This is a genomic window from Streptomyces sp. NPDC037203, from assembly GCF_055605065.1.
The window spans coordinates 14,207-38,443 of the sequence record NZ_JBVJUC010000003.1 but is presented as its reverse complement, the minus strand read 5'-3'; the positions used below and the strand labels follow the sequence as shown (position 1 = coordinate 38,443).

The window sequence follows — 24,237 nt, the reverse complement described above, 5'->3', positions numbered from 1 at the left end:
GTCCCCTAGTCGAGCGGTCCGCCGGCGATGTACAGCACCTGGCCGGAGACGAATCCGGCCGCCTCGCCGGTGAAGAAGGCGATGGCGTTGGCGATGTCCTCGGGCTCGCCGACGCGCTGCACCGGGATGGCGCCCGCGGCGGCCTTCTTGAAGTCCTCGAAGCCCATGCCGACGCGCTCGGCGGTGGCCTTGGTCATCTCGGTGGCGATGAAGCCGGGGGCGACGGCGTTGGCGGTGATGCCGAACTTGCCCAGCTCGATGGCGAGGGTCTTGGTGAAGCCCTGGAGACCCGCCTTGGCGGCCGAGTAGTTGGCCTGGCCTCGGTTGCCGAGCGCCGAGGAGGAGGACAGGTTGACGATCCGGCCGAAGCCGGCGTCGACCATGTGCTTCTGCACGGCCTTGGTCATCAGGAACGAGCCGCGCAGGTGCACGTTCAGGACGGTGTCCCAGTCGGAGACGCTCATCTTGAACAGCAGGTTGTCGCGCAGCACGCCCGCGTTGTTGACCAGGATCGTCGGGGCGCCCAGCTCCGCGACGATCCGGGCGACGGCGGCCTCGACCTGTGCCTCGTCGGAGACGTCGGCGCCGACCGCGATGGCCGTACCGCCGGCCGCGGTGATCTTCTCGACGGTGTCCTTGCAGGCGGCCTCGTCCAGGTCGATCACGGCGACCGCACGGCCCTCGGCGGCCAGCCGTACCGCGGTGGCGGCGCCGATGCCGCGCGCCGCGCCGGTGACGACCGCGACCCGCTGTTCAGTGGTGGACATGTGCTGTTTCTCCTCGCCCTTGAGAGATCCCGTACGACCCTCCAGGAGGGCCTTCCGGTGCGGTGAGCGACCGCTTAGTATCCTGAGCTCACACGACGCTAGAAGCCCTGGCACCCGGTGTCAACGGCTCATCCGGCCGTTGTGATCCATTACCTCACCAGCAGGTCCAGCAATCGCTCCGTCTCGGCGGCCGGGTCGGCGGTCAGTCCGGTGTGCACCGGGCCGGGCTGGACCACGGTGGAGCGGGGCGCGATCAGCCAGCGGAAGCGCCGCCCCGCGTCGTCCCCGGCCGCCTGCCCGGCCGCCGCGCCGCCCGCGCAGTGCCGCTCGATCGCGGTGAGCGCCGCCCGGATCCCGGCCGCGTCGGCCGCCGGGTCCAGGGCCCGCAGCCGGTCCTCGTCCAGGTGGGTGCGGGCACCGACGTAGCCCCGGGCGCGGCAGTAGACGGCCACGCCCGCGTTGAGGCACTCCCCGCGCTCGATCCGGGGTACGACCCTGATCAGCGCGTACTCGAAGACGTCCCGGTCGCCGCCCTGGCCGGCTCGGGTGATGTGGCGCTCGGTCACGTGGCCGGCCATGTGGATGTGGGTCTCGCTCACTTGTCCTCCAGGATGCCGGTGATGCGGTCGGCGATGACGGCGGCGCGGGCGAGCAGCGGGCGCGCGTAGGCCCGGCGCAGTTCGTCCGGGTCGTCGAAGCCGGGTTCGCCGGTGAGCCAGGCGTCCGGGATCTCGGCGGTGACCTCGGCGAGCAGGTCCTCGGTGACGCGCGGCGCGAGGTCGGCCGCGGCCGCCGCGAGGTCCGGGGCGAAGCCGGCGAGGGCGTGCTCGGCGGCGTCGTAGGGACGGGCCGCGGACTTCTCGGCGGCGGGCCAGTTGTGGTGCCAGATCATGGTGGCGCCGTGGTCGATGAGCCACAACTCGCCCCGGTGCACCAGGAGGTTGGGGTTGCGCCAGGAGCGGTCCACGTTGTTGATCAGCGCGTCGAACCAGATGATCCGCCCGGCCTCCTCGGGGCTCACCGCGAAGGCGAGCGGGTCGTAGCCGAGGGCGCCGGAGAGGAAGTCCATGCCGAGGTTGGTGCCGCCGCTGCCCCGCAGCAACTCCTGCACCTGCGGCTCGGGTTCGCCGAGTCCGAGCACCGAGTCCAGCTCGACGGTGACCAGGCGGGGCGCCCGCAGGCCGAGGCGCCGGGCGAGTTCGCCGCACACCACCTCGGCGACCAGGGTCTTGCGGCCCTGTCCGGCTCCGGTGAACTTCATGACGTAGGTCCCGAAGTCGTCGGCCTCGACGAGCCCCGGCAGCGAGCCGCCCTCACGCAGCGGCGTGATGTAGCGGGTTGCGGTGACTTGCTTGAGCATCGCCCCAGGTTACTGGGCCGCCCGCGGCGCGGGGCCGGAGGCGGCCGGGCACCGCGGCGGCCGCCGGGGCCGCGCGGCGAGGAGCCGTACGAGAGAACGCGCCGTACTCCGAGGAGGGGGCCGCATGTACGTCGCCCCGCGGCGCCGGGCCGCGGGATCAGTCGACCTTCCGCGCGGCCGTGCGCAAAGCCTCGACCGCCGCGCGGATGGAGGGACGGCGGTCGGCGTCGGCGCGCCAGATGACGTAGACGTGCCGGCGCACGCGCTGGGTGAGGGGTACGAGGACCACGCCGTCCGGCACCGGATGGCGGCCCAGCAGCGGCGCGATGCACACCCCCAACCCGGCTGCCACGAGCTGTAGTTGGGTGTGCGTCTCGCCCGCGCGATGACCGACGATCGGCTCGACGCCCTTGGAGCGCAGGGTGAACATCAGCCACTCGTGGCAGAACTCCCCCTCGCCCCAGGTGATCCACTCGTCCTCGGCGAACTCGGCGAGGTCCACCTCGGCACGGCCGGCGAGCCGGTGTCCCGCGGGCACGGCGACCTCGGCCGGGTCGTCCAGGAGCGGTGCCTTGACCAGGCCGTCGGGCACCGGCATCGGCTTGTTGTACCAGTCCAGGACCACCGCGAGATCGAGGTCGCCGCGCACCACGGCGGCGATGCCCTGCTCCGGCTCCAGCTCGCTGGAGCGCACCCGCAGCCCCGGATGCTCGGCGCGCAGCGCCCGCAGCGCCACCGGGAACAGGCCGCGGGCGGCGGTGGGGAACGCGGACAGCCGCAGCTCGCCGACGACCTGGCCGCGGTGCGCCTCCAGGTCCGACTCGGCCAGCTCCACCTGCGACAGGATCCGCGCCGCGTGCTCCGAGAGCAGCCGGCCGGCGTCGGTGAGCCGTACGCCCCGGCCGTTCTTCGCGAGGAGCTGCTGGTCGACCTCGCGTTCCAGCTTGCCCAGCTGCTGGGAGACGGCGGAGGTGGTGACGTGCAGCGCGTCGGCGGCGGCGCTGACCGAGCCGTGCCGGGCCAGGGCGTCCAGGGTGCGCAGGCGCTCCAAGTTCAACATATAAGAGATCCTACGAGATACCCCGTGAGATTTCTCGATTGTGCTAAGAAGTTTGATCCCGCATCGTTGTCACCATGAGCACGGTCACCACATCCCGAACCCAGTCCCCCGCCGTCCCGGACCCGGCACCGTCCCGCCCCCGCCTCGACTGGCGGCTGCGCTTCGGCGCCCTGTCCCTGATCTGGGGCTTCAGCTTTCTGCTGATCAAGGTGGGGACGAGCGGGTACGCGCCGTTCCAGGTCACCCTCGGCCGGCTGGTCTTCGGTACGGCGGTGCTGGTGGCGGCGATGGCCGTCAAGCGGGAGCGGCTGCCGCGCGGGGGCCGGCTGTGGGCGCACATGGCGGTCGCCGCGTTCTTCCTGAACGCCCTGCCGTTCTCCCTCTTCGCCTACTCCGAGCTGACCATTCCGTCCACGCTGGCCGGCATCTGCAACGCCACCTCGCCGCTGTGGGGGATGGCACTGTCCGTCGTCGCGCTCTCCGAGGACCGGCCCACACGCATCCGGGTCGCCGGGCTGGGGCTCGGGTTCCTCGGGGTGCTGACGGTGCTCGGCGCCTGGCAGGGCTTCCACGGCCTCGACGCCACCGGCACGGCGATGGCCCTGCTCGCCTCGCTGAGCTACCCGGTGGGCTGGATCTACGTGCGGCGGACGCTGGCGGGCACGGGCAACTCCCATCTGGCGATGACCGGCGGCCAGTTGCTGGCGGCCACGGTCCAACTGGCCGTGCTGACCCCGCTGTTCACCGGCATGCCGAAGCACTTCGCCCTGGTGCCGCTGCTGGCCGTCGCCGCGCTGGGCGCGCTCGGCACGGGACTCGCGGTGCTCCTCCAGTACGGCCTGGTCGCCGAAGTCGGGCCCACGACGGCGCAGATGGTCACGTACTTCATTCCGGTGATCGCGACCGCGGCGGGGGTGGCGATCCTCGGGGAGTCGCTGCGCTGGAACACACCCGTGGGAGCGGTGATCGTGCTCGCGGGGGCGGCGCTCACACAGGTGCGGGGGAGGAAGGGCGCCGCACGTTCGTAGAGCGGCTGCCGGGCGCGGCCAGGCAGGTCACCCGAGCTTCTGGCCCGGTCGCCGCGATCCGGGCCGGTGAGCCGCGCTCCCGCGGGACGCGCGGTCAGCCGTAGACCCGTGCCGGTGACGGACGTACCGCCGCCTCGACCGCCTCTGCCAGCGGTTCGATGTCCCGCGGGGTCAGCGGGGACACCGTGATCCGGACGGCCGGGGGGCTCGACAGGCGGAAGCGGGCGCCCGGCGCGACACCCCACCCGGACTGGAGGAGGCGGGCCACGGTGGCCGTCTCGTCGGGGACCGGGACCCAGACGTTCATGCCGGTACGCCCTCGGGCCTCGATGCCACGGGCGGCCAGCGCCTCGATCAGGGACTGCCGCCGGGCGCGGTACGACTCCGCCACCGCGGTACGGTCCACCGCGCCCCCGGTCCACAGATGAGCCACCGCGCGCTGGAGCACCAGGCTCACCCAGCCGGGCCCGAGGCGCAGCCGGCCGCGGACCCGGTCGACGGTCACCGGATCGCCGGCGAGGACGGCGAGGCGCAGATCGGGGCCGTACGTCTTGGCGGCGGAGCGCGCGAAGGCCCAGTGGCGGGTGGCGCCCGCGAGGGGGTGCGGGGGCAGGTCCACGATGCCGTGGCCGTGGTCGTCCTCGATCAGCAGGGTGTCCGGATGCGCGCCCAGCACCGTGCGCAGCTCACCCGCGCGGGCGGCGGTCACGGCCGCGCCGGTCGGGTTCTGGGCACGCGCGGTGACGATCAGCGCGCGGGCCCCGCCGGCCAGGGCGCGGGCCAGGTCCGCGGGGGACGGCCCCTCGTCGTCCACACTCACCGGGACCGCGCGCAGGCCCAGCGCCGGCAGCAGATCGAGGACGCTGCCCCAGCCGGGGTCCTCGACGGCGACCGCGTCACCCGGCCGGAGGTGGGCGGCGAGGACGCGCTCGATGGCGTCGAGGGAGCCCGAGGTGACGGTGAGGGCCCCCGCGGGGACGCCGTCCGCGTCGAGTTCGGCGCGGGCGACGCGGGCCAGCTCGGGGTCGACGGGGTCGTCGCCGTAGAGGACGGCCCGCCGGTCCCCCGCCTCGGCCGCCGCGGCGAGCGCCGGGGCGAGGGGCGGCAGCAGGGCCGGGTCCGGGTTGCCGGTGGACAGGTCGCGGGCGCCCGGCGGCACCTCGACCCGGAGCTGAGCGCGTCCGGTCGTGGCCGGTTTGGGCCGCACCCGGCTGCCGCGCCGCCCGGCGGTCTCGATCACCCCGCGCTCGCGCAGCGTGCGATAGGCGGCCGCGACGGTGTTCGGGTTCACCCCCAGCCGGGCCGCCAACTCCCGCATGGGCGGCAGCGGTTGACCGGGGCGCAGCTCCCCGGTGCCCACCGCGCGTTCGACGTCGGCCGCGATCTCTGCTGCGCCCCGGCCCTCGATCCGATACTCTCCTAGCACAATACCCATTATGCACTAGTACAAATGCGATCGCCTGTCGGCTTCGCCTTGGAGGGACGTCATGCCGGGCACCACCGCGGAAACCCAGCCCACCGCCTACACACCGACCGAGCGCACCGTTCCCACACGCAGCGCGGACCGGGCGTCGTACGACAAGGAGCTGGTGCACGCGATATTGGACGAGGGGTACGTCTGCCACCTGGGCTTCGTCCGCGACGGCGCGCCCGTGGTGCTGCCCACGCTGTACGGCCGGGTGGGCGAGCGGCTCTACATCCACGGCTCGACGGGTTCGCGCCCGCTGCGGATGACCGGCGCGGCCGATCCGGGTCTGCCGGTGTGCCTGACCGTGACCCTCGTGGACGGCCTGGTGCTGGCCCGCTCCGCCTTCCACCACTCGATCAACTACCGCTCGGTGGTGGTGCACGGCACCGCGCACGAGGTCACCGACCCCGAGGAGCGGCGCCGCGCGCTGGACGCCCTGGTGGACCATGTCGTACCGGGGCGCGCCGCCGACTCCCGGCCCGCGAACAGGAAGGAGCTGGCCGCCACCGCGGTGATCCGCCTCGACCTGGACGAGGTCTCCGCGAAGCTCCGCACCGGCGGCGCCAACGACGAGCCGGAGGACCTCGCCCTCCCCCACTGGGCCGGTGTCGTCCCGCTCCGCAAGGGGTACGACGCCCCGATCCCGAACGCCGACCTGGCGTCCGGGATCGAGCTGCCGGACTACCTCGCCGGGGAGTAACTCCCCTTCGGTGCGGCCGGGTTGTCGCCGGGACCCGCCGCACGGCCGGCGCCGCCCCCGCGTGCGGCCGCCTCGCTCACGGTCAGGCCCGCGACCGCCGTGAGCAGCAGCAGGGTGCCGATCACGGTGGTGGCCGTGAGCCGCTCGCCGAGCAGCAGCACGGCGAGCACGGCCGCGGTCACCGGCTCCAGCAGCATGATCACGGAGACGGTGGCGGAACGTACGACGGCCGCGCCCGCGAAGTACAGGGCGTACGCGAGCGCCGTGGGCACGGCGGCGATGTAGCACAGGAGCCACAGCAGCCGGGCCGGATGGCCGGTGTGCGGGAGCAGTCCTTCGTGCAGCGCGAACGGCAGCAGGCACAGGGTGGTCACCGCGAAGGCCCATACGGTGGTCTCGGAGGCGTCGGCGCCGCCGTCCCGGCCCCACCAGCGGGTCAGCAGGGTCATGGCGCCGTAGCCCGCGGCCGACAGCAGCGCGAGCAGCACACCCGCGGGGCGGACGGCCGCGCCCGAGTCGCCGAAGGTCAGCACGGCGAGTCCGGCGAGGGCGCCGGCCACCGACAGGACACCGCCCGCGCCGAGCCGCTCGCCGAGCAGCAACCGGGCGCCGAGCGCGATGAGCACGGGGCCCGCGCCGAGGGTGACCACGGTGGCCACGGCGAGTCCGGTGGCCGCCACGGCCGCGAAGTAGGCGGTCTGGAACACCGCGAGTCCGAGGCCGGTGGCGAGGGCCTTCAGCACCCGGCGCGCCGCCGGTTCGGCCGTTCCCTGCCGGGCCCGCGGGCGCAGACCGCGGCCGGCGAGCAGCAGCAGGAGGCCCAGCGCGCAGCGCCAGAAGGAGAGGCCGAAGGCGCCCATGTCGCTGGTCCGGTAGATCAGTGAGGCGGCGGCGCCCGCGGTGCCCCAGGCGGCACCGGTGACGACGAGATACAGCAGGCCGCGTCCTACGGGCAAGCCGCCGGACGTGTTCGAGGTCGAGTTCGATTTCGAGTGTGACAAAGGAGATTCTCCGCAGAAACGCACCCGAGGGGTGCGGAAGTTCGGGGGCGACCCGATCGATCGGATCGCGCGGACTTCGTCTGCGGGCAGCACCGTCCGGCCCGGCGCCGACAGCGCCGGGCGGGTGTCCCGGAGGCCCGCCTCAGGCGGCGGGGGGCGGAAGTACGAGCGTGGACGGCATGACCAGCACTCTAGGCGGAGGTGCGCGGCCCCGACAACGCCCTTTCCGGGCCGCCGGGGACGACCGGTTCCGGCGGCCCCCCGGCGGGCGTCGCGGACTGGGCGATGAACGCGCCGGCCAGGACGATCACGCCGCCGAGGACCTGCGGCGCGGACAGGTGCTCGCCGAGCAGCACCCAGGCGAGCACCGTCGCGATCACCGCCTCCAGACAGGCCACTACCCCGGCGACCTGCGGGGACAACCGTCGCACCGACAGCACGCCGGTGATGTAGGCGACCACCGTGGCGGCGAGCACGAGCCAGGCGAGCAGGGCCGCGGCCGGTACGGCGGTCCCGTTCATCCGCGCCGAACCGGTGAGCGCCGCCCAGTGGAGCTCCCAGGGCCGGGCGACGGCGGTGAGCACGAGGGCGCCCACGATCAGGCCGTACGCGATGACGCCGAGCGGGTCCGGCGCCTCTGCGCCCGCGTCGCCGCCCTGATCGGAGAGGATGAAGTAGCCGACCTGGCAGCAGGCGGCGGCGAGCGCGAACGCCAGGCCCAGCGCGTCGAAGCTCAGCCCCGACCAGACCTCCACCACACAGGCGAGTCCCCCGGCCGCGAGGACGGCACCGAGCGCGGCGGCGCGGGTGACCGGCCGCCGCTGCACGAACCGCACCCAGCCGAGGACCAGCGCGGGCGCCAGGTACTCGATGAGCAGCGCCACGCCCACGGGTATGCGGGACAGGGCCGCGAAGTAGCAGGCCTGGACGCCGGCGACGGCGAACAGTCCGAATCCGAGGAGCAGCGCGGGGCGGCGGCGCGGCAGGGCGCGATGGCGCCAGGCGAGCGGCAGCATGACGAGGGCGGCGCCGGTCACCCGCAGCCACACCACGTGCAGTGGGTCGATTCCGGACTCGATCAGCGGCTTGGCGGCCACTCCGGACCCGCCGAAGGCCAGCGCGGAGACGAGCGCGAGGCCCAGACCGACGCCTCTGCCGCCGGTGTCACTGCTCTCAGAGGTACGCACCGGCACATGATGACAGGCGGCGACAGGAGCGTCATTCTCGTTGACACCTGTCTCATGAGATGGACGGCGGAGGGGGGAGGCCGCGGAGGTCCGCCGGAGCCGGGGACGGCGTTCAGAAACCCGCGTCCCGCGCGAACTCCTCGCGGTCGTCCGCGCCGAAGCCCCCGGAACCGGCGACCTCGATCCGGTCGGACAGCTCGCGCGCGTCGATGCCCGCGCGCTCCAGGACCTCGACGGCGCGCGAGTCCGGGTCGGCGAGGAGCGCGGCGAACAGATCGGTCGCGTCGGCCGCGTGCCCGCCGCGCCGCCGCGCCCGCTCTCGGGCACCGTGCAGGGCGGCGGCCGCCGCCGGGGACCAGTCGCCCGCGTCGCCGGTGGCCTGGCGGGGTACGACGGGGATCGCGCCCGAGTCCTCCACGCTGCCCTGCCAGCGCAGGCCGTAGCCGATGCTGCGCTGCACCAGGTAGCCGAGGAGCCGGGCGAGCCGGGGCGGGCCGCCGACGGCGGAGCGCACCTCGGGGTCCTGCTCGAGGAGGGAGTGCAGCAGGTGGGCGGTGTCGAGCTGCCGGTCGCCGTCCCGTACGGCCCGGCGGCGCGCACCGGCGACCACCGTCGCGAGCTCGGCGCCGAGCCCCGCGGTGTCCTGCGGGAGAGCGCCCGAGGACGCGGGGGCAGTCGGGCGGTCGGTACGGGATTGCACACCCCCACCCCATCAGCCACAACGGGCCGGGTCATCCCCGAGCGGAACCATTTGCGCGTCCCACGCAGAGTGGACACCGCCGTCCGCGATCTCCTTCCTGGGGAGGAGATTTCGGCCGTTCCACCTCCGGGGGGCGCGCCGGTTTGCGCACCACCGGCCGGGCGACCGCCCTACGCCATGTTCCGGGAGGGTGCCCCGCGCTCGCGCTCCGCGGGGCACCCTCTTGCCGCTTCCCGCCTTGCCGCCGCGACCCTCAGTCCTCGTCGGCGAGGATGAGGTACAGCCTCTTGCGGGCCTCGTTGACGACGGCCAGCGCCTTCTCGCGCTGCTCCTTGGTCCCGGTCTTCCAGACCTGCCCGAAGGCTTCCATCAGGCCCATGCCGGCCTGCCGGACCTCGCCCAGCGCCTCCCAGTCGACCCCGCGCGAGGCCTCCTCCCAGGGCGCCTCCGGACCCTCCTCGGCGACACCGCGGCCGCTGTCGGTGAGGGAGAACAGCTTCTTGCCGCCCTCGCTCTCGCTGACGATCAGGCCCTCGTCCTCCAGCATCTGGAGGGTCGGGTAGACCGAGCCGGGGCTGGGCTTCCAGGCGCCGCCGCTGCGCTCGGCGATCTCCTGGATCATCTCGTAGCCGTGCATCGGCCGTTCCTTCAGCAGAGCCAGGATCGACGCCCGCACGTCACCGCGCCGCGCCCGCCCCCTGGGACCGCCCCGCCCCCGATGCCCCCAGGGCCCGAATCCGGGCCCGAATCCGGGTCCGCCGGGCCCGAACCCCGGCCCCCCCGGAGCTCCCGGCCCACCGGGCCCGAACGGCCCGAACGCGGCGCGCCGCCCCTCGAACCCGCCCATGCCCATGCCGCGCCGGCCACGATCCTCGTGCCGCTCGAATCCATGTCCACGCATGGTGATCACTCCGTTTCTTCGCTGATCTGTCACGTATGCATCGCGTATCGTTCGCGATGCCTCAACGATATATCGGAACCGATCGCCTGCCAAGCCCCTTTCGATGCGCGGGTTCGGAAGCTGATCGCTGCACTACTCTGTCGGGCCATGAACGCGGACCCCTGGTTGGCAGACACCCGGATCTCCTACGACACGGTCGCGGCCAGCTACGCCGACCAGTTGCGGGAGGCTCTGACCGGGGCGCCGTATCTTCGGGCGGCTCTGGCGCTGTTCGCCGATTTGGTGCAGGCCGCCGGCGGTGGGCCGGTGGCGGACGTGGGCTGCGGGCCCGGACACGTCACCGCTCACCTGCACGAGCTGGGCGCGGACGCCTTCGGCATCGACCTTTCGTCCGGGATGATCGACGTCGCTCGGCGCGACCACCCCCACCTGCGGTTCGAGGTGGGCTCGATGACCGACCTCGACCTCGCCGACGCCTCGGTCGCCGGACTGCTCGCATTCTGGTCGTTGATCCACGTCCCCGACGAAGCGGTACCCGCGGTCTTCGGCCACTTCCGGCGCGTGTTGCGTCCCGGCGGACCCCTGCTGCTCGGCTTTCACGTCGGCGACGAGTCGCGGCTGAAGACGCAGGGCTACGGCGGCCACCCGATGAACGTCCACGTGCACCGCCGCCGGCCCGACCGAGTGGCGGCCTGGCTGCGCGATGCGGGGTTCACCGTCGAGGCCCACATGCTGATCGACCCCGACGAGAGCGTCCCCGGTGCGGTCCTCTTCGCACGCCGTCCGTCCTAGGGCCTCGTTCGGATCTTGCCGGGCGCGCGCACGTGGCCCGGAAAGCAGGCCGGTGCCTCGGAATTGGCCTTGGCCGGCCGGTCGGCGCAGCCGCTAGTTTCGGGGCATGCGGATTCGAATCGTGGACGCCTTCACCGACCGTCCCTTCGCGGGCAACCCCGCCGGTGTGCTGCTGCTGGACGGCGACGCCTTCCCGGCCGACGGCTGGATGCAGAACGTCGCCATGGAGGTCAATCACGCCGAGACGGCGTTCGCGCACCGGCTGCCCGCGGGCGGCGACGCGGACTGGGCGCTGCGCTGGTTCACGCCGGTCACCGAGGTGGCCATGTGCGGTCACGCCACGCTGGCCACCGCGCATGTGCTGCACACGACCGGCACGCACGAGGGTCCCGTACGGTTCGCCACCCGCAGCGGGGTGCTCGTCGCCACGCCCGCCGAGGACGGCGCGATCACCCTCGACTTCCCCACCGCGCCGCTCACCCCCGTCCCGGTGCCGGACGGCGTCGCCGAGGCGCTGGGCGCGGAGCCGGTCGCCGTCCTCGACACCGGGGCGAACGTCGGTGACCTGCTGGTGGAGTTGGCGGACGAGAAGACGGTCCGCGGTCTCACCCCCGACCACAAGGCGCTCGCCGCGTACTCCGCGCGCGGGATCATCGCCACCGCCCCTGCCGACGACCCGTCAGGGGGCTACGACTACCTCTCCCGCTGCTTCTTCCCGAACGTCGGCATCGACGAGGACCCCGTCACCGGCAGCGCCCACACCGCGCTCGCCCCGCACTGGTCCGCCCGGCTCGGCCGCACCGACCTCACCGGCCTCCAGGCGTCCCCCCGCACCGGCCTGGTGCGCACCGGACTCCGCGGGGCGCGCACCCTGCTCACCGGCCGCGCGGTCACCGTCATCGAGGGCGAGCTGCACGCCGGTCCGGGCGCATGACCCGCCGGCCCCGTCAGGCCGTCGGCAGCCAGCCCACCCTGCCCGCGAGGAGGGCGTAGCCGACGAACGCGCCGATGTCGAGCAGCGAGTGGGCGACGACCAGCGGGCCGACCCGGCCCCAGCGGCGGTACAGCCAGACGAACACCACGCCCATGACCATGTTGCCGAGAAAGCCGCCGATGCCCTGGTAGAGGTGGTACGAGCCGCGCAGGACCGCGCTCGCGACCAGCGCGGTCCCCGGTGCCCAGCCCAACTGGCCCAGCCTGCGCAGCAGATAGCCGACGACGATGACCTCTTCGAGGACCGCGTTCTGCACCGCGGACAGGATCAGCACCGGGTACTTCCACCACACACCGGGCAGCGCCTCGGGCACGACGGTGAGGTTGAAGCCCAGGCCCCGCGCGGCCAGGTAGAAGGCGATCCCGGTACTGCCGATCACCGCCGCGACCGCCGCGCCCCGGCCGAGGTCGGGCCAGGGCCGGGTGCGGTCGAAGCCGAGGGTGCGCAGGCTCCTGCCCTCGCGGAGCAGGAAGTGGGCGACCAGGGCGACGGGGACGAGGGCGGTGGCGATGCCGAACAGCTGCCAGGCGAGGTCGAGCCAGGGACGGCCCGGCGCGGCCGAGGCGTTGAGGGTGGCGGCCTGTTCCTTGAGTCCGCCCGGCTTGGTCACCGAGCCGATGAAGCTGATCAGCGCGGAGACCCCGCTCGCGCCCAGCGACAGCGCGAGCACGAGGATCGTCTCGTCGCGCAGGATCCGCCGCGTCCGCTGTTCCAGCCCGCCCTCCGCCCCGGCCTCCACCTTCACCCCTGCCTCCCACACCTCACGTGCCGACTGCCGCATCGCCCGCAAGGATCGCAGAAGCACCTGGGAGAACCGCGCACCGGGCCCGTGGGGTTCGGCAGACGGCCCCACCGCCACCTGCCCGCCCGCCATGGACCTCCCGCTCAGGCCGCCGGCACCGGCTCCGGCAACCCCACCGGCCACATGTGCACCGGCTCGCCCACATGCATCAGCTCGGCGTACCGCCGCGTCGTCGCGGCCAGCGCGGCCTGCCGGGACAGGCCGCCTTCCAGCGCGCGGTGGAAGGTCGCGGCCTGCCAGGACGCGCCGTTCATCCGGCGCCGGCAGCGCTCCTCGATGACGCCGAGGTACAGGTCGCGGTCGGCCGCCTCGACGCCCCACGCGTCCAGCCCCGCCGAGGCCAGCGGCAGCAGCTCGTCGCGGACCAGGGTGACCGCGTCGACCTCGCCCGTGCCGCCGTAGCGCCCGCGCCGGGGCCAGACGAAGCGGGCGTCGATGCCGTGGCGGCACGCCGCGTCGAAGTTGGCCTCGGCCGCGGCGAACGGCAGCCGGGTCCACACCGGCCGGGACTCCTCGGCGAGGGCGCGCACCAGCCCGTAGTAGAACGCCGCGTTGGCGATGACGTCGGTGATGGTGGGACCGGCCGGCAGGACCCGGTTCTCCACCCGCAGGTGCGGTACGCCGTCCGCGATGCCGTACACCGGCCGGTTCCAGCGGTAGATCGTGCCGTTGTGCAGCACCAGTTCGGAGAGTTTCGGGGTGCCGCCGGCCGCGATGACCTCCAGCGGCTCCTCGTCGTCGCAGATCGGCAGCAGGGCCGGGAAGTAGCGCAGGTTCTCCTCGAACAGCTCGTACGCCGAGGAGACCCACCGCTCGCCGAACCAGGTGCGCGGCCGTACGCCCTGCGCCTGGAGTTCGGGCGGCCGGGTGTCGGTGGACTGGAGGAACAGCGGTGGCCGCGACTCCCGCCACAGTTCGTGGCCGAACAGGAACGGCGAGTTCGCGCCCACGGCGATCTGCGCGGCGCTCGCCGCCTGCGCCGCGTTCCACACGTCCGCGAACCGCCCGGGCGTCACCTGGAGGTGCAGTTGCACGGAGGTGCACGCGGCCTCCGGGACGATGGACTTGGCGGTGCAGACCAGGTGCTCCACGCCCTCGATGTCGAGCCGGAAGTCCTCCCCGCGCGCCGCCACGATCTGGTCGTTGAGCAGGGTGTAGCGGTCGACCTCGGAGAGGTTGGAGGAGACCAGGTCGTCCCGGCCGAGCGTGGGCAGGATGCCGGTCATCACGATGCCCGCGTCGACCTCCCCGGCCTTGCGGTCGGCGTAGGCGAGCGAGGTCCGCAGCTCCTCGGCGAGGCGGTCGAAGACCCGGCCGCCGAGCCGGTGCGGCGCTATGTTCACCTCCAGGTTGAACATCGCGAGTTCCGTTTGGAAGTCACGGCTGGCGATACGCTCCAGCACTTGGCCGTTCAACATTTTCGGCATGCCGTCCGGACCGGCGAGATTCAATTCGATCTCGACGCCCATGAGGTTCCTGGGGCGGTCGAATCGCTTCTCGACCAGCAGCCGCTCCAGCCCCGTCAAGCACTTCTGGAGCTTTTCGCGATAGCGCTGGCGATCGGACAGGTCGAACTGCCCTGCCACGACCTTCTCCCCCATCGAAGTATCCCTCCTCGGATGGGCGGCCCGCGTTCCGGCCGCCGGGGCTCCCAGGGTCAGGTGGAGTAATGCCCAGTGAAAGCGATCGATAACGTCCCGCGCCACCCGGACGCCCGCTACGCTGTCGGAATGTTCCCTGCGGCACATTCACGGGGCATGTAGCGAGCGCACCCACGGGTGCCCCGAACGCCTCGTGAGAAACGCCGACGACTTTCGGCCGTCCGCGAACGGAGCGTAAGGCCAGGTCGACACCCGGTGACCGCCCGTAAATCGGGATGATTTCCGCGAATCAGCGGCCTATTCATGTCTTGTGGGGCCCGCGGCAATGGGTTAGCTGAAACACCGCCTGAACACATGTCGTATAAACTTCGTCCACAAGGCGGGAGGGTGGCACCCTCGGTCCGGGTCCTGCCGCATTCCTGCCGCTCCGGTTGACGGGCGGAGGAGCGCGCCGCACCCTCGTTCTCCACCGACCGGCCCCCACCTCTCCGGCCTTTTGTGAGCAGACAGCGCCGTCCGCCCCACCCTCCCTCGCGCCCCGCGCCTGTCGAATGAGAGGCGACCCACCATGCCGCTTCACGTTGCCCCTGCCCCCGCGCCCGCCCTGCGCTCCGTCCTCACCGCCCTGAGCTCGCCGACCGCGGTCCGTGAGGCCCGCACCCCCTCCCTGCGTGCCGCGCAGGGCCCCGTGACCCCCGAACTCCCTTTGCCCGTCCATGTGTTGGACCGGATCACGCCGCAGGGCCTGTCCGCCACCCGACTGGCGGGCTGGCGCTTTCTGATCCGCTGCGGCGACCGGGCGCCGGCCGCGGCGGAGACCATGCTCACCCCCGACGGCTGGGCCTTCTCGCACTTCTTCGAGGGCCCGTACGTCGCCTCCACCGAACTGGCCCTGAAGCAGGCCGAGTCTCTCCAACAGCCTTACCAGCCAAGGCTGTTGTCGGTTCCCGGCCTCTACATGCTCACCCTGTGGCTGCACGGCGACACCACCGCCGACGGCGCCGAGGGTCATCCGGCCGCCAGCGATCTGCTGGTGCCGCTCGCCCCGGCACCGCCCGGCATCGCGGCGCACCTGCCGCACCCGGTCGCCGATCTGCTCCCGGTGCTGACCCTGCGGGCCACCCGGCTCCCGCTGCTCGGCTCGCCGGCCGCCTGACGCACGGGGCCCGGACGGACTAGTCCACCTCGGCCAGGGCGAACCACCTGAAAGGACAGGGTAGTTGGGCTGAACCGTCCGCGCGGGTGACGCGTCCTCAAGCTTGTGGGAACCGGTGCCTCGAAATCCCTGCGGAACGACGCCCGTGGGGCAAGACTGGGCTCCGAACGACTGCATGACGGGGGACGCCATGACCACCACAGAGCGAGAGATCCCATCCATGTGCCAGCACCAGCCACCGTGCCCGCCAGCCGAGTCCGCCGACCGGGAGTCCGCCCGCCTCGTGGCGCACCACCCGGAACAGGGGTGGAGCCTGCTGTGCAACGGCGTCCTGTTCTTCGAGGACACCGGTGAGCTGCTGCCCGACGGCCGCGTCATCGCCCCGCACCGCCCGCTCGGCGCGGACCAGGTGGTGACCGCCGCCTGACCACGGCGGCGCCGCGAGGACGGCGAGGAGCGCAGGGGCCGGCCGCACCCACCCGGTGCGACCGGCCCCGACGCGTGTCCGGCTGGTCGTATCCCCGCCGCGGGGGTGGGATGGAAGGAGACGGCGCGGGACACCGGTAAGGAACGGTGAGTCATGTCCGGTTACGACGCCTCGGCGGTCGCACGTGTGGTGGTCGGAGTGAGCGGCTCTCCGGGCAGCGTCACGGCCCTGCGGCGGGCCGGCGCGCTCGCCCGCCGGCTGGGGGTGGAGCTGTGGCCGGTGCTGGCCTGGGAGCCGCCGGGCGGCGATCCGGCCACCCACCGCTCACCCGCCGCCACCCACCCTTCGCCCACCGCGGACGTGCCGGACGAGGAGTGGCAGCGGCTGGCCGGGGGCCGGCTGGTCGCGGTGCTGGTGGCGGTTTTCGGGGAGCGGGGGCCCGGCGTGCCGGTGCACGCCCTCGTCGTCCGCGGCAGTCCGGGCCGGGCGCTGGTGGCGCTCGCGGACCGCGAGGACGATCTGCTGGTCGTCGGCACCGGCCGGCGCGGCCTGCCGCGCGTCTTCTCCGGCCGGGTCCGCCGGCACTGCCTCGCCCACGCCGACTGCCCGGTCCTCGCCGTACCGCCGTCCCCGCTGGAGTCCCAGCTGCTCGCCGTCCACCGGCGCAACGCCTGGCATCTGCCCCTGGACACCCGCGGGCTGTGATCTTCGCCGCAGCGGACGCGTAGGAGCCCCGTCAAGAACCGGGCCAGGCACGTCAGGGCGCCGTCAAGCATCGCGCCGCCCCCGCCCCGACTGATTACCGTCGATGTCATGGAGCACAGCGACGACACCCGCCCCCGGCTGACGAGCCCGCGGCCGCCGACCGCCCTGCCCACGGCGTACGACCGCGAGTGGGCCGGCGAGGTGCGCACCGCCGCGCGCTGCGCCACCGCGCTGTTCGCGCTGCTGCTGTGCATCGACGGCGCGGCCGGCTCCCTCACCTGGGCGCGGGGCCTGCTGTGGTGCGTCCTGGCCCTGACCCTGTTCCTCGTCCTGTATCCGGCCAGGGTGTCGGCCGGTGACGGCTGGCTGGCCAGCAGGCGGCTGCTGCGCACCCGCCGGGTGCGCACCGATCTGCTGGTCGCCGTCCGCCCGCTGGACGGCGTCACCCGGCGCCTGGTGCTGCGCGACCTCCTGGGGAACCGGGTGGAGATCGATCCGGAGGTGCTGGTGCGCAACCCGGCCCTGTGGCACCGGCTCGACGACGGCGCCCGCCACGCCCTGGCCGGCGGCACCCTGCGCTGCGGCACCACCGCCCTCGACCAGCTCGCGCACCGGCTCGACCGTGAGACGGCGCTGGCGGTCTTCCGGGCATCCGGGCTGGAGTGACGCCCCGGACGGCACTCCGGACGGTGTCCGCGGCCCGGCCGGGCACACGCACGGTGACCAGGGCCCGGACCGTACCGCGAACACCGCGCCCCAAAGCGGCCCGTGCCCGGCGACCACCTTCGCGACGGCACCGCGCACGATGACACTCGGTGGCCGCCGATCCCCCGGAGGTGCGACCCGCCACTCGTTCGGCCCAGCTCCCGGCGACCCGCTCCTGCCTCAGCTTCTTGATGCGGCCCTGACCGCACCGCGCCATTCTTAACGCAAGATTGACGCCTCCCCGCCCCCGATCCGGAGGCCCAGGCGTCACGCTCTGCATACGCTGGTGCCGCCGTCCGTGTGATGGCCGAAAAGAGCTGAGCCCCACATCAGGAGCGCACCGATGGCCACGACCGAACACCCTCCCAGTACCAGTCGCCTGCGCGCCTGGATGCTGGAGGGCCTGTCCGACATGGGCAAGAGCGGTGGCCACACCGGACCGCACGCCCAGCCGGAGCCCCCGCACAAGGGGCAGCGCTGGTGGCGGGTGATGTGCCTGACGGGTGTCGACTACTTCTCCACCCTCGGCTACCAGCCGGGCATCGCCGCGCTCGCGGCCGGTCTGGTCTCCCCCATCGCGACCATCGTGCTGGTGATCGTCACCCTGGCGGGCGCGCTGCCGGTGTACCGGCGGGTGGCCGAGGAGAGCCCGCACGGCGAGGGCTCCATCGCGATGCTGGAGCGGCTGCTGTCCTTCTGGAAGGGCAAGCTGTTCGTGCTGACCCTGCTCGGGTTCGCGGCCACCGACTTCCTGATCACCATCACCCTGTCCGCCGCCGACGCCTCCACCCACCTGGTGGAGAACCCGCATCTGACGAGCGCCCTCCAGGGCAAGCAGATGGTGATCACGCTGCTGCTGGTGGCGCTGCTCGGCGCGGTGTTCCTCAAGGGCTTCCTGGAGGCGATCGGCGTCGCGTTCGCCCTGGTGGGCGTCTATCTCGCGCTCAACCTGGTCGTGGTGGTCGTCGGCCTGTGGCATGTCATCACCGCCGAGCACGTGGTGACGGACTGGACCAGCGCCCTGACCGCGCAGCACGGGAACGTCTTCGTGATGATCGGCGTGGCCCTGATCGTCTTCCCGAAACTCGCCCTCGGCCTGTCCGGGTTCGAGACCGGCGTCGCCGTCATGCCGCACGTCAAGGGCGATCCGGGCGACACCGAGGAGCAGCCGGCCGGCCGCATCCGGGACACCAAGAAGCTGCTGACGACCGCCGCCGTCATCATGAGCTGCTTCCTGATCACCAGTAGCTTCATCACCACCCTGCTGATCCCGGAGAAGGAGTTCCAGCCGGGCGGTCCGGCCAACGGCCGTGCCCTCGCCTACCTCGCGCACCAGTACCTCGGCGGCGCGTTCGGCACGGTGTACGACGTCTCGACCATCGCCATCCTGTGGTTCGCCGGCGCCTCCGCCATGGCGGGCCTGCTCAATCTGATGCCGCGCTATCTGCCCCGCTACGGTATGGCCCCGCACTGGGCGCGCGCGGTGCGCCCGATGGTCATCGTCTTCACGCTGGTCGCGTTCCTGGTGACCTGGATCTTCGACGCCAACGTGGACAAACAGGGTGGCGCCTACGCCACGGGTGTGCTGGTGCTGATCAGCTCCGCGGCGATCGCGGTGACCATCGCCGCGCGCAAGGCGGGCCAGCGCCGCTGGACGATCGGCTTCGCCGTGATCTCGGTGGTGTTCCTGTACACCACGGTCGTCAACGTCATCGAGCGTCCCGACGGTGTGAAGATCGGTGCCTGCTTCATCGTCGGCATCATCCTGGTCTCGCTGCTCTCCCGGCTGGCCCGCGCCTTCGAGCTGCGCGTGACCAGCGTGACGCTCGATCCGATGGCGGAACGTTTCATCAGGGACATGGCCAGCCGCAAGATGCGGTTCATCGCCAACGAGCCGGGCCACCGGGACAAGGCCGAGTACCGCGACAAGATCGAGCAGATCCGCGCCGACAACGACATGCCGGAGCAGGAGGACTTCGTCTTCGTCGAGGTCACGGTCACCGACCCGTCCGAGTTCGAGGCGGGCCTGACCGTGCGCGGCGAGGTCCTGCACGGGCGCTACCGGGTGCTGACGCTGGAGTCGGCGTCCATCCCGAACGCCCTGGCCGCGCTGCTGCTGCATGTCCGCGATGTCACCGGCTGCACTCCGCACATCTACTTCGAGTGGACCGAGGGCAGCCCGTTCGCCAACTTCCTGCGCTTCTTCCTGTTCGGCCAGGGCGAGGTCGCGCCGGTCACCCGCGAGGTGCTGCGCGAGGCGGAGCCGAACCGGGAACGCAGGCCGCGTGTGCACACGGGCTGAACGGCGCCCTATCGTTTCCGGCATGCAGTCCTACACGATCGGCCAGGCGGCGCGGCTGCTCGGCGTCAGCCCGGACACCGCCCGCCGCTGGGCCGACGCGGGCCGGGTGGCCACCCATCGCGACGAGGCGGGACGGCGGCTGATCGACGGCCGGGACCTGGCCGCGTTCTCCGTCGAACTGGCCAAGGGCGGCGAGGAGGAGACCTCCTACACCTCCGTACGCAACGCCTTCCCCGGCATCGTCACCGCCATCAAGCTCGGCGACGTCGCCGCCCAGGTGGAGATCCAGGCGGGCCCGCACCGGCTGGTGTCCCTGCTGACCCGCGAGGCCGTCGAGGAACTCGGCCTGGAGGTCGGCGTGGAGGCCACGGCGCGGGTGAAGTCGACAAACGTCCATATCGACCGGGTCTGACCGCCTCCGCTCCACACCGGCCGAGAACCGCTCCGCGCCGGCCGCACCCCGCCCCCGTGAGGCCCCCTCCGGGAACCTGAGGGCGCCCTCAGGTCACCACCGCCACCTCCACCGGCGCGCACCGGTACCCCCCGTCCACCCGGATCGCCGTGATCCCGCTGACGTGCCGGGCCCCGCACCGGTCCTGGGGCAGGACCAGCTGGGGACCGGTCGCGTCCAGCGGGGTGCCGTCGATGGTGACGCCCAGCAGGACGGGCGCGTCGGCGAAGTCCGGGTCGATCTCGGCCCAGGACAGCAGCGCGTGGTGGCCGTCGGTGCCGGTGACGGCGATCAGGAAGCGCAGCCGGTCCTTGCGGCGCACCGGGTCGAAGCCGGGTCCGGCGTCGGCGAGGACGTCGTACAGCCGCGGCCCCGTGAAGCGGTGGTGCTGCATGCCGCTGGTCGCGCACTCGAAGCTGACGGCCACCCGGTGCTGCGGCCAGCGCAGCAGATCCGGCACGGCGAGCCGGGCCGGACGTACGAGATCTCCGCTCAGGGCGAGTCGGGCGAGCGTCACCTGCGACCACCTCCGGCAGGACGGTACCCGCGACAGAGCACCGTACAAACGCACATGCCAGCCACACCGCGCAAGATCCCCGCTCATGCGATGCGACAAGGGACTTACAGCTGGCAGATGCGGCAGTATCATCGCGGGGCGGCAGATTCGTACGGCCGTACCAGGGCGCGACAGTCGTTCCGCACAACGCGAGGAGCAGAACCGTGATGACCCCTTCCGTGCGCCGGACCCGGCGGATGCTTCAGCTGGCCGGCGCGGGAGCCGCCGCCCTGCTGACCCTCAGCGCCTGCTCCTCGTCGTCCGGGTCCTCGAAGCCGGCGTCGGACGCCTCGGGTTCCGCCAAGCTGTCCGGCACGGTCACCGTGTTCGCCGCCGCCTCGCTCCAGGAGAGCTTCACCGCCCTCGGCAAGGAGTTCGAGCAGCAGCATCCGGGCACCAGGATCACCTTCAGCTTCGGCGGCAGCGACACCCTCGCCGCGAGCATCACCGGCGGCGCCCCGGCCGATGTCTTCGCCGCCGCCAGCCCCAAGACCATGGCGACCGTGACGGACGCCAAGGACGCGGCCGGCACCCCGGTCACCTTCGTCCGCAACCAGCTGGAGATCGCCACCCTGCCCGGCAACCCCGACAAGGTCGCGTCCCTGAAGGACCTCACCAAGCCCGGTCTGAAGGTCGTCCTGTGCGACAAGACCGTGCCGTGCGGCGCCGCGGCCCAGAAGGCGCTCACCGCCAGCCGTCTCAAGCTCACCCCGGTCTCCTACGAGCAGGACGTCAAGAGCGCCCTGAACAAGGTCGAGCTGAAGGAGGCCGACGCGGCGGTGGTGTACAAGACCGATGTGCACGCCGCGGGTGACAAGGTGGAGGGTGTGGAGTTCCCCGAGTCCGCCAAGGCCGTCAACGCCTACCCGATCGCCCTGCTGAAGAACGCCAGGAACGCCGGTACGGCCAAGGCGTTCATCGCCCTCGTCCGGTCCGCCGAGGGCCAGAAGGTGCTGGGCGAGGCCGGGTTCCTCAAGCCGTGACCTCACCCGATGAGCCCGGCGCCGCGACCGGTCCCCGCACGGACCGGCCGCGGCGCCGCCGTGTCGGCAGAGCCGCCAAGGGGGGTACGACGACCCGCCGACCGGGCACGATGCGCCAACCCGGCACGGCCCGCCGCCCCGGCATCTCCGGCCGCCGCGGTGTCCCGCTGCCCCTGCTGCTGCCCGGTGTCCTGGCCCTCGCCTTCCTCCTGCTGCCCCTGCTCGCGCTGCTCGTCCGCGCCCCCTGGCGGAGCCTGCCGCACCAGCTGACCAGCGCCGAGGTGTGGCAGGCGCTCCAGTTGTCGCTGGTCAGCGCCACCCTGGCGACCGCCGTCAGCCTCGTCCTCGGCGTGCCGCTGGCCTGGCTGCTGGCCCGTACGGATTTTCCGGGCCGCGGTCTGGTGCGCGCCCTGGTGACGCTGCCGCTGGTGCTGCCGCCGGTCGTCGGCGGTGTCGCGCTGCTGCTGGCGCTGGGCCGCAACGGCGTCATCGGGAAGTGGCTCGACGCCTGGTTCGGGATCACGCTGCCGTTCACCACCACCGGGGTCGTGCTCGCGGAGGCGTTCGTCGCGATGCCGTTCCTGGTCATCAGCGTGGAGGGCACCCTGCGCGCCGCCGACCCGCGTTTCGAGGAGGCGGCCACCACGCTCGGCGCCTCCCGCTTCACCGCGTTCCGCCGGGTCACGCTGCCGCTGATCGCGCCCGGTGTCGCGGCGGGCGCCGTGCTGGCCTGGGCGCGGGCGCTCGGCGAGTTCGGCGCGACGATCACCTTCGCGGGCAACTTCCCCGGCCGTACCCAGACCATGCCCCTCGCGGTCTACCTCGCCCTCCAGAACGACCCTCAGGCCGCGATCTCGCTGAGCCTGGTCCTGCTGGTGGTCTCCATCGCGGTGCTGGCGGGTTTGCGCGACCGATGGCTGACAGGGGTGTGACATGACGGGAGGATGGCGGACGACACCCACCGAGCAGCCCTGGCCGAAGGACCCCGTACGCATGACCGACGCACCGGACCCCGGCCCTTCGGACCCGCGGAGCGCCGACCGGCAGGGCCTCGACGCCCGGCTCGTGGTGGACCGGGGCGGCTTCCGGCTGGACGTGGCGCTGCGGGCGGCGCCCGGTGACGTGGTCGCGCTGCTGGGTCCCAACGGCGCGGGCAAGACCACCGCGCTGCGCGCCCTCGCCGGTCTGGTGCCGCTCGGCGACGGCCATCTGCGGCTGGACGGCGTCCCGTTGGAGCGCGTCCCGCCGGAGTCCCGCCCGGTCGGTGTCGTCTTCCAGGACTACCTCCTCTTCCCGCACCTGTCCGCGCTGGACAACGTGGCGTTCGGGCCGCGCTGCCAGGGACAGGGCAAGGCGGAGGCCCGTGCCCTGGCCGCGGGCTGGCTGGAGCGCATGGGGCTCGCCGAGCACGCGGGCGCCAAGCCGCGCCGGCTGTCCGGCGGCCAGGCCCAGCGCGTCGCCCTCGCCCGCGCCCTGGCCACCCGGCCCCGGCTGCTGCTGCTCGACGAGCCGCTGGCCGCGCTCGACGCCCGGACCCGGCTGGAGGTGCGGGCCCAGCTCCGCCGCCACCTCGCCGAGTTCGAGGCGGTCGCGGTGCTCGTGACGCACGATCCGCTGGACGCCATGGTGCTCGCGGACCGCCTGGTGGTGGTGGAGCACGGCCGGATCGTCCAGGAGGGCGCCCCCGCCGACATCGCCCGCCGCCCGCGCACGGACTACATCGCCCAGCTCGTCGGCCTCAACCTCTACCGGGGCGAGGCCGCGGGCCACACCGTACGACTGGACGCCGGGCCCTCGATCACCACGACCGAGGAGCTGTCCGGACCGGCCTTCGTCGCCTTTCCGCCCTCGGCCGTGACCCTCTTCCGGGAGCGGCCCGCCGGAGCCAGCGCCCGCAATCTGTGGCGGTGCGAGGTGGCCGGCCTGGAGACGCACGGCGACCAGATCCGCACCGAGCTCACCGGTGAACTCCCGCTCGCCGCCGACCTCACCACGGTGTCCGCCGCCGAGCTGGGGCTCCAGCCCGGTACACCGGTCTGGGCGACGGTCAAGGCGACCCAGACCCACGCATACCCCGCCTGAGCCGACGGGCGCTCTACGGTGGGTGCCCATGACCCTGAGCATCCGCAACCAGCTCGCCGGCACCGTCACGGCGGTCCGTCCGGGCGAGGCCATGGCCACCGTCGAGGTCCGGCTGGAGGGCGGCCAGCGCCTCACCGCGGCCATCACCCTGGCCGCCGCCGAGGACCTGGCCCTCTCCCCCGGCACACCGGTGCGCGCCCTGGTGAAGTCGACCGAGGTCTCCGTGGCCACGCGTCAGGTGGAGGGCCTGTCGATCCGCAACCAGCTGCCCGGCGCGGTGGTCGGCCTGACCATCGGTGCCGTCATGGCGACCGTGCGGATCTCGGTGCCGGGCGGCGAGCTGACCGCCGCCATCACCAGGGAGGCGGCCGAGCAGCTGGGCCTGTTCGTGGGCTCCGACGTGGTGGCCCTGATCAAGGCGACCGAGGTGTCGCTGGCCACCGGCTGACCGGCGGACGGCATGGGCGAGGGCCCCGCCCGGCGATCCGGACGGGGCCCTCGGGGCACGG

General features: G+C 73.0%; 26 protein-coding genes. 14 read left to right on the top strand and 12 right to left on the bottom strand.

From position 1 onward, the window contains the following. Positions 1 to 5: 5 nt before the first annotated feature. From fabG to ACZ7EC_RS09350, 4 genes are all read right to left on the bottom strand, one after another. Positions 6 to 767, bottom strand: a complete 762-nt coding sequence (gene fabG, locus ACZ7EC_RS09365) for a 3-oxoacyl-ACP reductase FabG (protein WP_471059910.1) — start codon at positions 765 to 767, stop codon at positions 6 to 8. A gap of 149 nt (positions 768 to 916) precedes the next feature. After that, positions 917 to 1,366: a DUF3037 domain-containing protein gene (locus ACZ7EC_RS09360; protein ID WP_471059907.1), complete on the bottom strand. Its 450-nt coding sequence runs from the start codon at positions 1,364 to 1,366 to the stop codon at positions 917 to 919. Beyond that, positions 1,363 to 2,127, bottom strand: a complete 765-nt coding sequence (locus ACZ7EC_RS09355) for a HipA family kinase (RefSeq protein WP_471059905.1) — start codon at positions 2,125 to 2,127, stop codon at positions 1,363 to 1,365. The genes ACZ7EC_RS09360 and ACZ7EC_RS09355 overlap by 4 nt, the downstream gene beginning before the upstream one ends. Before the next feature lie 157 nt (positions 2,128 to 2,284). Continuing rightward, positions 2,285 to 3,187, bottom strand: coding sequence for a LysR family transcriptional regulator (locus ACZ7EC_RS09350; RefSeq protein ID WP_471059902.1), 903 nt, complete (start codon positions 3,185 to 3,187; stop codon positions 2,285 to 2,287). A 74-nt stretch (positions 3,188 to 3,261) separates the two neighbouring features. Here ACZ7EC_RS09350 and ACZ7EC_RS09345 point away from each other — a divergent pair, with 74 nt between their 5' ends. Beyond that, entirely contained in the window at positions 3,262 to 4,215 is a 954-nt protein-coding gene (locus ACZ7EC_RS09345) for a DMT family transporter (RefSeq protein ID WP_471059900.1), read from the top strand. Between the two features lie 94 nt (positions 4,216 to 4,309). On the opposite strand, the gene ACZ7EC_RS09340 is transcribed toward ACZ7EC_RS09345, so the two are convergent. After that, a complete protein-coding gene (locus ACZ7EC_RS09340) occupies positions 4,310 to 5,641 on the bottom strand; it encodes an aminotransferase class I/II-fold pyridoxal phosphate-dependent enzyme (protein WP_471059898.1) in 1,332 nt (443 codons plus the stop codon). Positions 5,642 to 5,702: 61 nt separating this feature from the next. Between ACZ7EC_RS09340 and ACZ7EC_RS09335 the strand changes: the two genes are divergently transcribed. Next, positions 5,703 to 6,383 (top strand): pyridoxamine 5'-phosphate oxidase family protein, encoded by a 681-nt coding sequence (locus ACZ7EC_RS09335; RefSeq protein WP_471059895.1) that lies wholly within the window; start codon positions 5,703 to 5,705, stop codon positions 6,381 to 6,383. On the opposite strand, the gene ACZ7EC_RS09330 is transcribed toward ACZ7EC_RS09335, so the two are convergent. The 4 genes from ACZ7EC_RS09330 to ACZ7EC_RS09315 form a co-directional block, all read right to left on the bottom strand. Then, positions 6,365 to 7,339, bottom strand: a complete 975-nt coding sequence (locus ACZ7EC_RS09330; RefSeq protein ID WP_471059892.1) for a DMT family transporter — start codon at positions 7,337 to 7,339, stop codon at positions 6,365 to 6,367. The two genes, ACZ7EC_RS09335 and ACZ7EC_RS09330, sit on opposite strands and share 19 nt — an antisense overlap. Before the next feature lie 236 nt (positions 7,340 to 7,575). Further along, positions 7,576 to 8,577, bottom strand: a complete 1,002-nt coding sequence (locus ACZ7EC_RS09325) for an EamA family transporter (RefSeq protein ID WP_471059889.1) — start codon at positions 8,575 to 8,577, stop codon at positions 7,576 to 7,578. Positions 8,578 to 8,683: 106 nt separating this feature from the next. Next, a complete protein-coding gene (locus tag ACZ7EC_RS09320; RefSeq protein ID WP_471059886.1) occupies positions 8,684 to 9,271 on the bottom strand; it encodes a Clp protease N-terminal domain-containing protein in 588 nt (195 codons plus the stop codon). Between the two features lie 253 nt (positions 9,272 to 9,524). Then, positions 9,525 to 10,172 carry a PadR family transcriptional regulator gene (locus ACZ7EC_RS09315; protein WP_471059883.1) on the bottom strand — a complete coding sequence of 216 codons (648 nt, stop codon included), beginning with the start codon at positions 10,170 to 10,172 and terminating at the stop codon, positions 9,525 to 9,527. Between the two features lie 147 nt (positions 10,173 to 10,319). On the opposite strand from ACZ7EC_RS09315, the gene ACZ7EC_RS09310 reads away from it, so the two are divergent. Beyond that, positions 10,320 to 10,964 carry a class I SAM-dependent DNA methyltransferase gene (locus ACZ7EC_RS09310; RefSeq protein WP_471059881.1) on the top strand — a complete coding sequence of 215 codons (645 nt, stop codon included), beginning with the start codon at positions 10,320 to 10,322 and terminating at the stop codon, positions 10,962 to 10,964. Positions 10,965 to 11,070: 106 nt separating this feature from the next. Continuing rightward, positions 11,071 to 11,898 (top strand): PhzF family phenazine biosynthesis protein, encoded by an 828-nt coding sequence (locus ACZ7EC_RS09305; RefSeq protein ID WP_471059878.1) that lies wholly within the window; start codon positions 11,071 to 11,073, stop codon positions 11,896 to 11,898. A gap of 13 nt (positions 11,899 to 11,911) precedes the next feature. On the opposite strand, the gene ACZ7EC_RS09300 is transcribed toward ACZ7EC_RS09305, so the two are convergent. Then, positions 11,912 to 12,703, bottom strand: coding sequence for a CPBP family intramembrane glutamic endopeptidase (locus ACZ7EC_RS09300; protein WP_471061993.1), 792 nt, complete (start codon positions 12,701 to 12,703; stop codon positions 11,912 to 11,914). 140 nt (positions 12,704 to 12,843) lie between these two features. Beyond that, positions 12,844 to 14,361, bottom strand: a complete 1,518-nt coding sequence (locus ACZ7EC_RS09295) for a glutamate-cysteine ligase family protein (protein ID WP_471059877.1) — start codon at positions 14,359 to 14,361, stop codon at positions 12,844 to 12,846. A 568-nt stretch (positions 14,362 to 14,929) separates the two neighbouring features. Between ACZ7EC_RS09295 and ACZ7EC_RS09290 the strand changes: the two genes are divergently transcribed. From ACZ7EC_RS09290 to ACZ7EC_RS09265, 6 genes are all read left to right on the top strand, one after another. Further along, the gene (locus tag ACZ7EC_RS09290) at positions 14,930 to 15,517 is read left to right on the top strand and encodes a hypothetical protein (RefSeq protein WP_471059874.1); all 588 of its coding nucleotides are present in this window, start codon (positions 14,930 to 14,932) and stop codon (positions 15,515 to 15,517) included. A 220-nt stretch (positions 15,518 to 15,737) separates the two neighbouring features. Next, positions 15,738 to 15,944, top strand: a complete 207-nt coding sequence (locus tag ACZ7EC_RS09285; protein WP_471061991.1) for a DUF5999 family protein — start codon at positions 15,738 to 15,740, stop codon at positions 15,942 to 15,944. Between the two features lie 153 nt (positions 15,945 to 16,097). After that, positions 16,098 to 16,649: a universal stress protein gene (locus ACZ7EC_RS09280; RefSeq protein ID WP_471059872.1), complete on the top strand. Its 552-nt coding sequence runs from the start codon at positions 16,098 to 16,100 to the stop codon at positions 16,647 to 16,649. 108 nt (positions 16,650 to 16,757) lie between these two features. Continuing rightward, positions 16,758 to 17,315 carry a hypothetical protein gene (locus ACZ7EC_RS09275; RefSeq protein ID WP_471059870.1) on the top strand — a complete coding sequence of 186 codons (558 nt, stop codon included), beginning with the start codon at positions 16,758 to 16,760 and terminating at the stop codon, positions 17,313 to 17,315. Between the two features lie 382 nt (positions 17,316 to 17,697). After that, positions 17,698 to 19,656, top strand: a complete 1,959-nt coding sequence (locus tag ACZ7EC_RS09270; protein ID WP_471059867.1) for an APC family permease — start codon at positions 17,698 to 17,700, stop codon at positions 19,654 to 19,656. Positions 19,657 to 19,678: 22 nt separating this feature from the next. After that, the gene (locus tag ACZ7EC_RS09265; protein WP_397987029.1) at positions 19,679 to 20,068 is read left to right on the top strand and encodes a molybdopterin-binding protein; all 390 of its coding nucleotides are present in this window, start codon (positions 19,679 to 19,681) and stop codon (positions 20,066 to 20,068) included. 88 nt (positions 20,069 to 20,156) lie between these two features. Here the strand turns inward: ACZ7EC_RS09265 and ACZ7EC_RS09260 are convergent, their stop codons facing one another. Continuing rightward, positions 20,157 to 20,624 carry a molybdopterin-dependent oxidoreductase gene (locus tag ACZ7EC_RS09260; protein WP_471059863.1) on the bottom strand — a complete coding sequence of 156 codons (468 nt, stop codon included), beginning with the start codon at positions 20,622 to 20,624 and terminating at the stop codon, positions 20,157 to 20,159. Between the two features lie 206 nt (positions 20,625 to 20,830). On the opposite strand from ACZ7EC_RS09260, the gene modA reads away from it, so the two are divergent. From modA to ACZ7EC_RS09240, 4 genes are all read left to right on the top strand, one after another. Next, positions 20,831 to 21,646 carry a molybdate ABC transporter substrate-binding protein gene (gene modA, locus ACZ7EC_RS09255; RefSeq protein WP_471059859.1) on the top strand — a complete coding sequence of 272 codons (816 nt, stop codon included), beginning with the start codon at positions 20,831 to 20,833 and terminating at the stop codon, positions 21,644 to 21,646. Next, the gene (gene modB, locus ACZ7EC_RS09250; protein WP_471059854.1) at positions 21,643 to 22,578 is read left to right on the top strand and encodes a molybdate ABC transporter permease subunit; all 936 of its coding nucleotides are present in this window, start codon (positions 21,643 to 21,645) and stop codon (positions 22,576 to 22,578) included. The genes modA and modB overlap by 4 nt, the downstream gene beginning before the upstream one ends. Positions 22,579 to 22,639: 61 nt before the next feature. Next, positions 22,640 to 23,728 (top strand): ABC transporter ATP-binding protein, encoded by a 1,089-nt coding sequence (locus ACZ7EC_RS09245; protein WP_471059851.1) that lies wholly within the window; start codon positions 22,640 to 22,642, stop codon positions 23,726 to 23,728. A 28-nt stretch (positions 23,729 to 23,756) separates the two neighbouring features. After that, on the top strand, positions 23,757 to 24,176 hold the full coding sequence (locus ACZ7EC_RS09240) for a TOBE domain-containing protein (RefSeq protein ID WP_471059848.1): 420 nt from the start codon (positions 23,757 to 23,759) through the stop codon (positions 24,174 to 24,176). Positions 24,177 to 24,237: the final 61 nt, after the last annotated feature.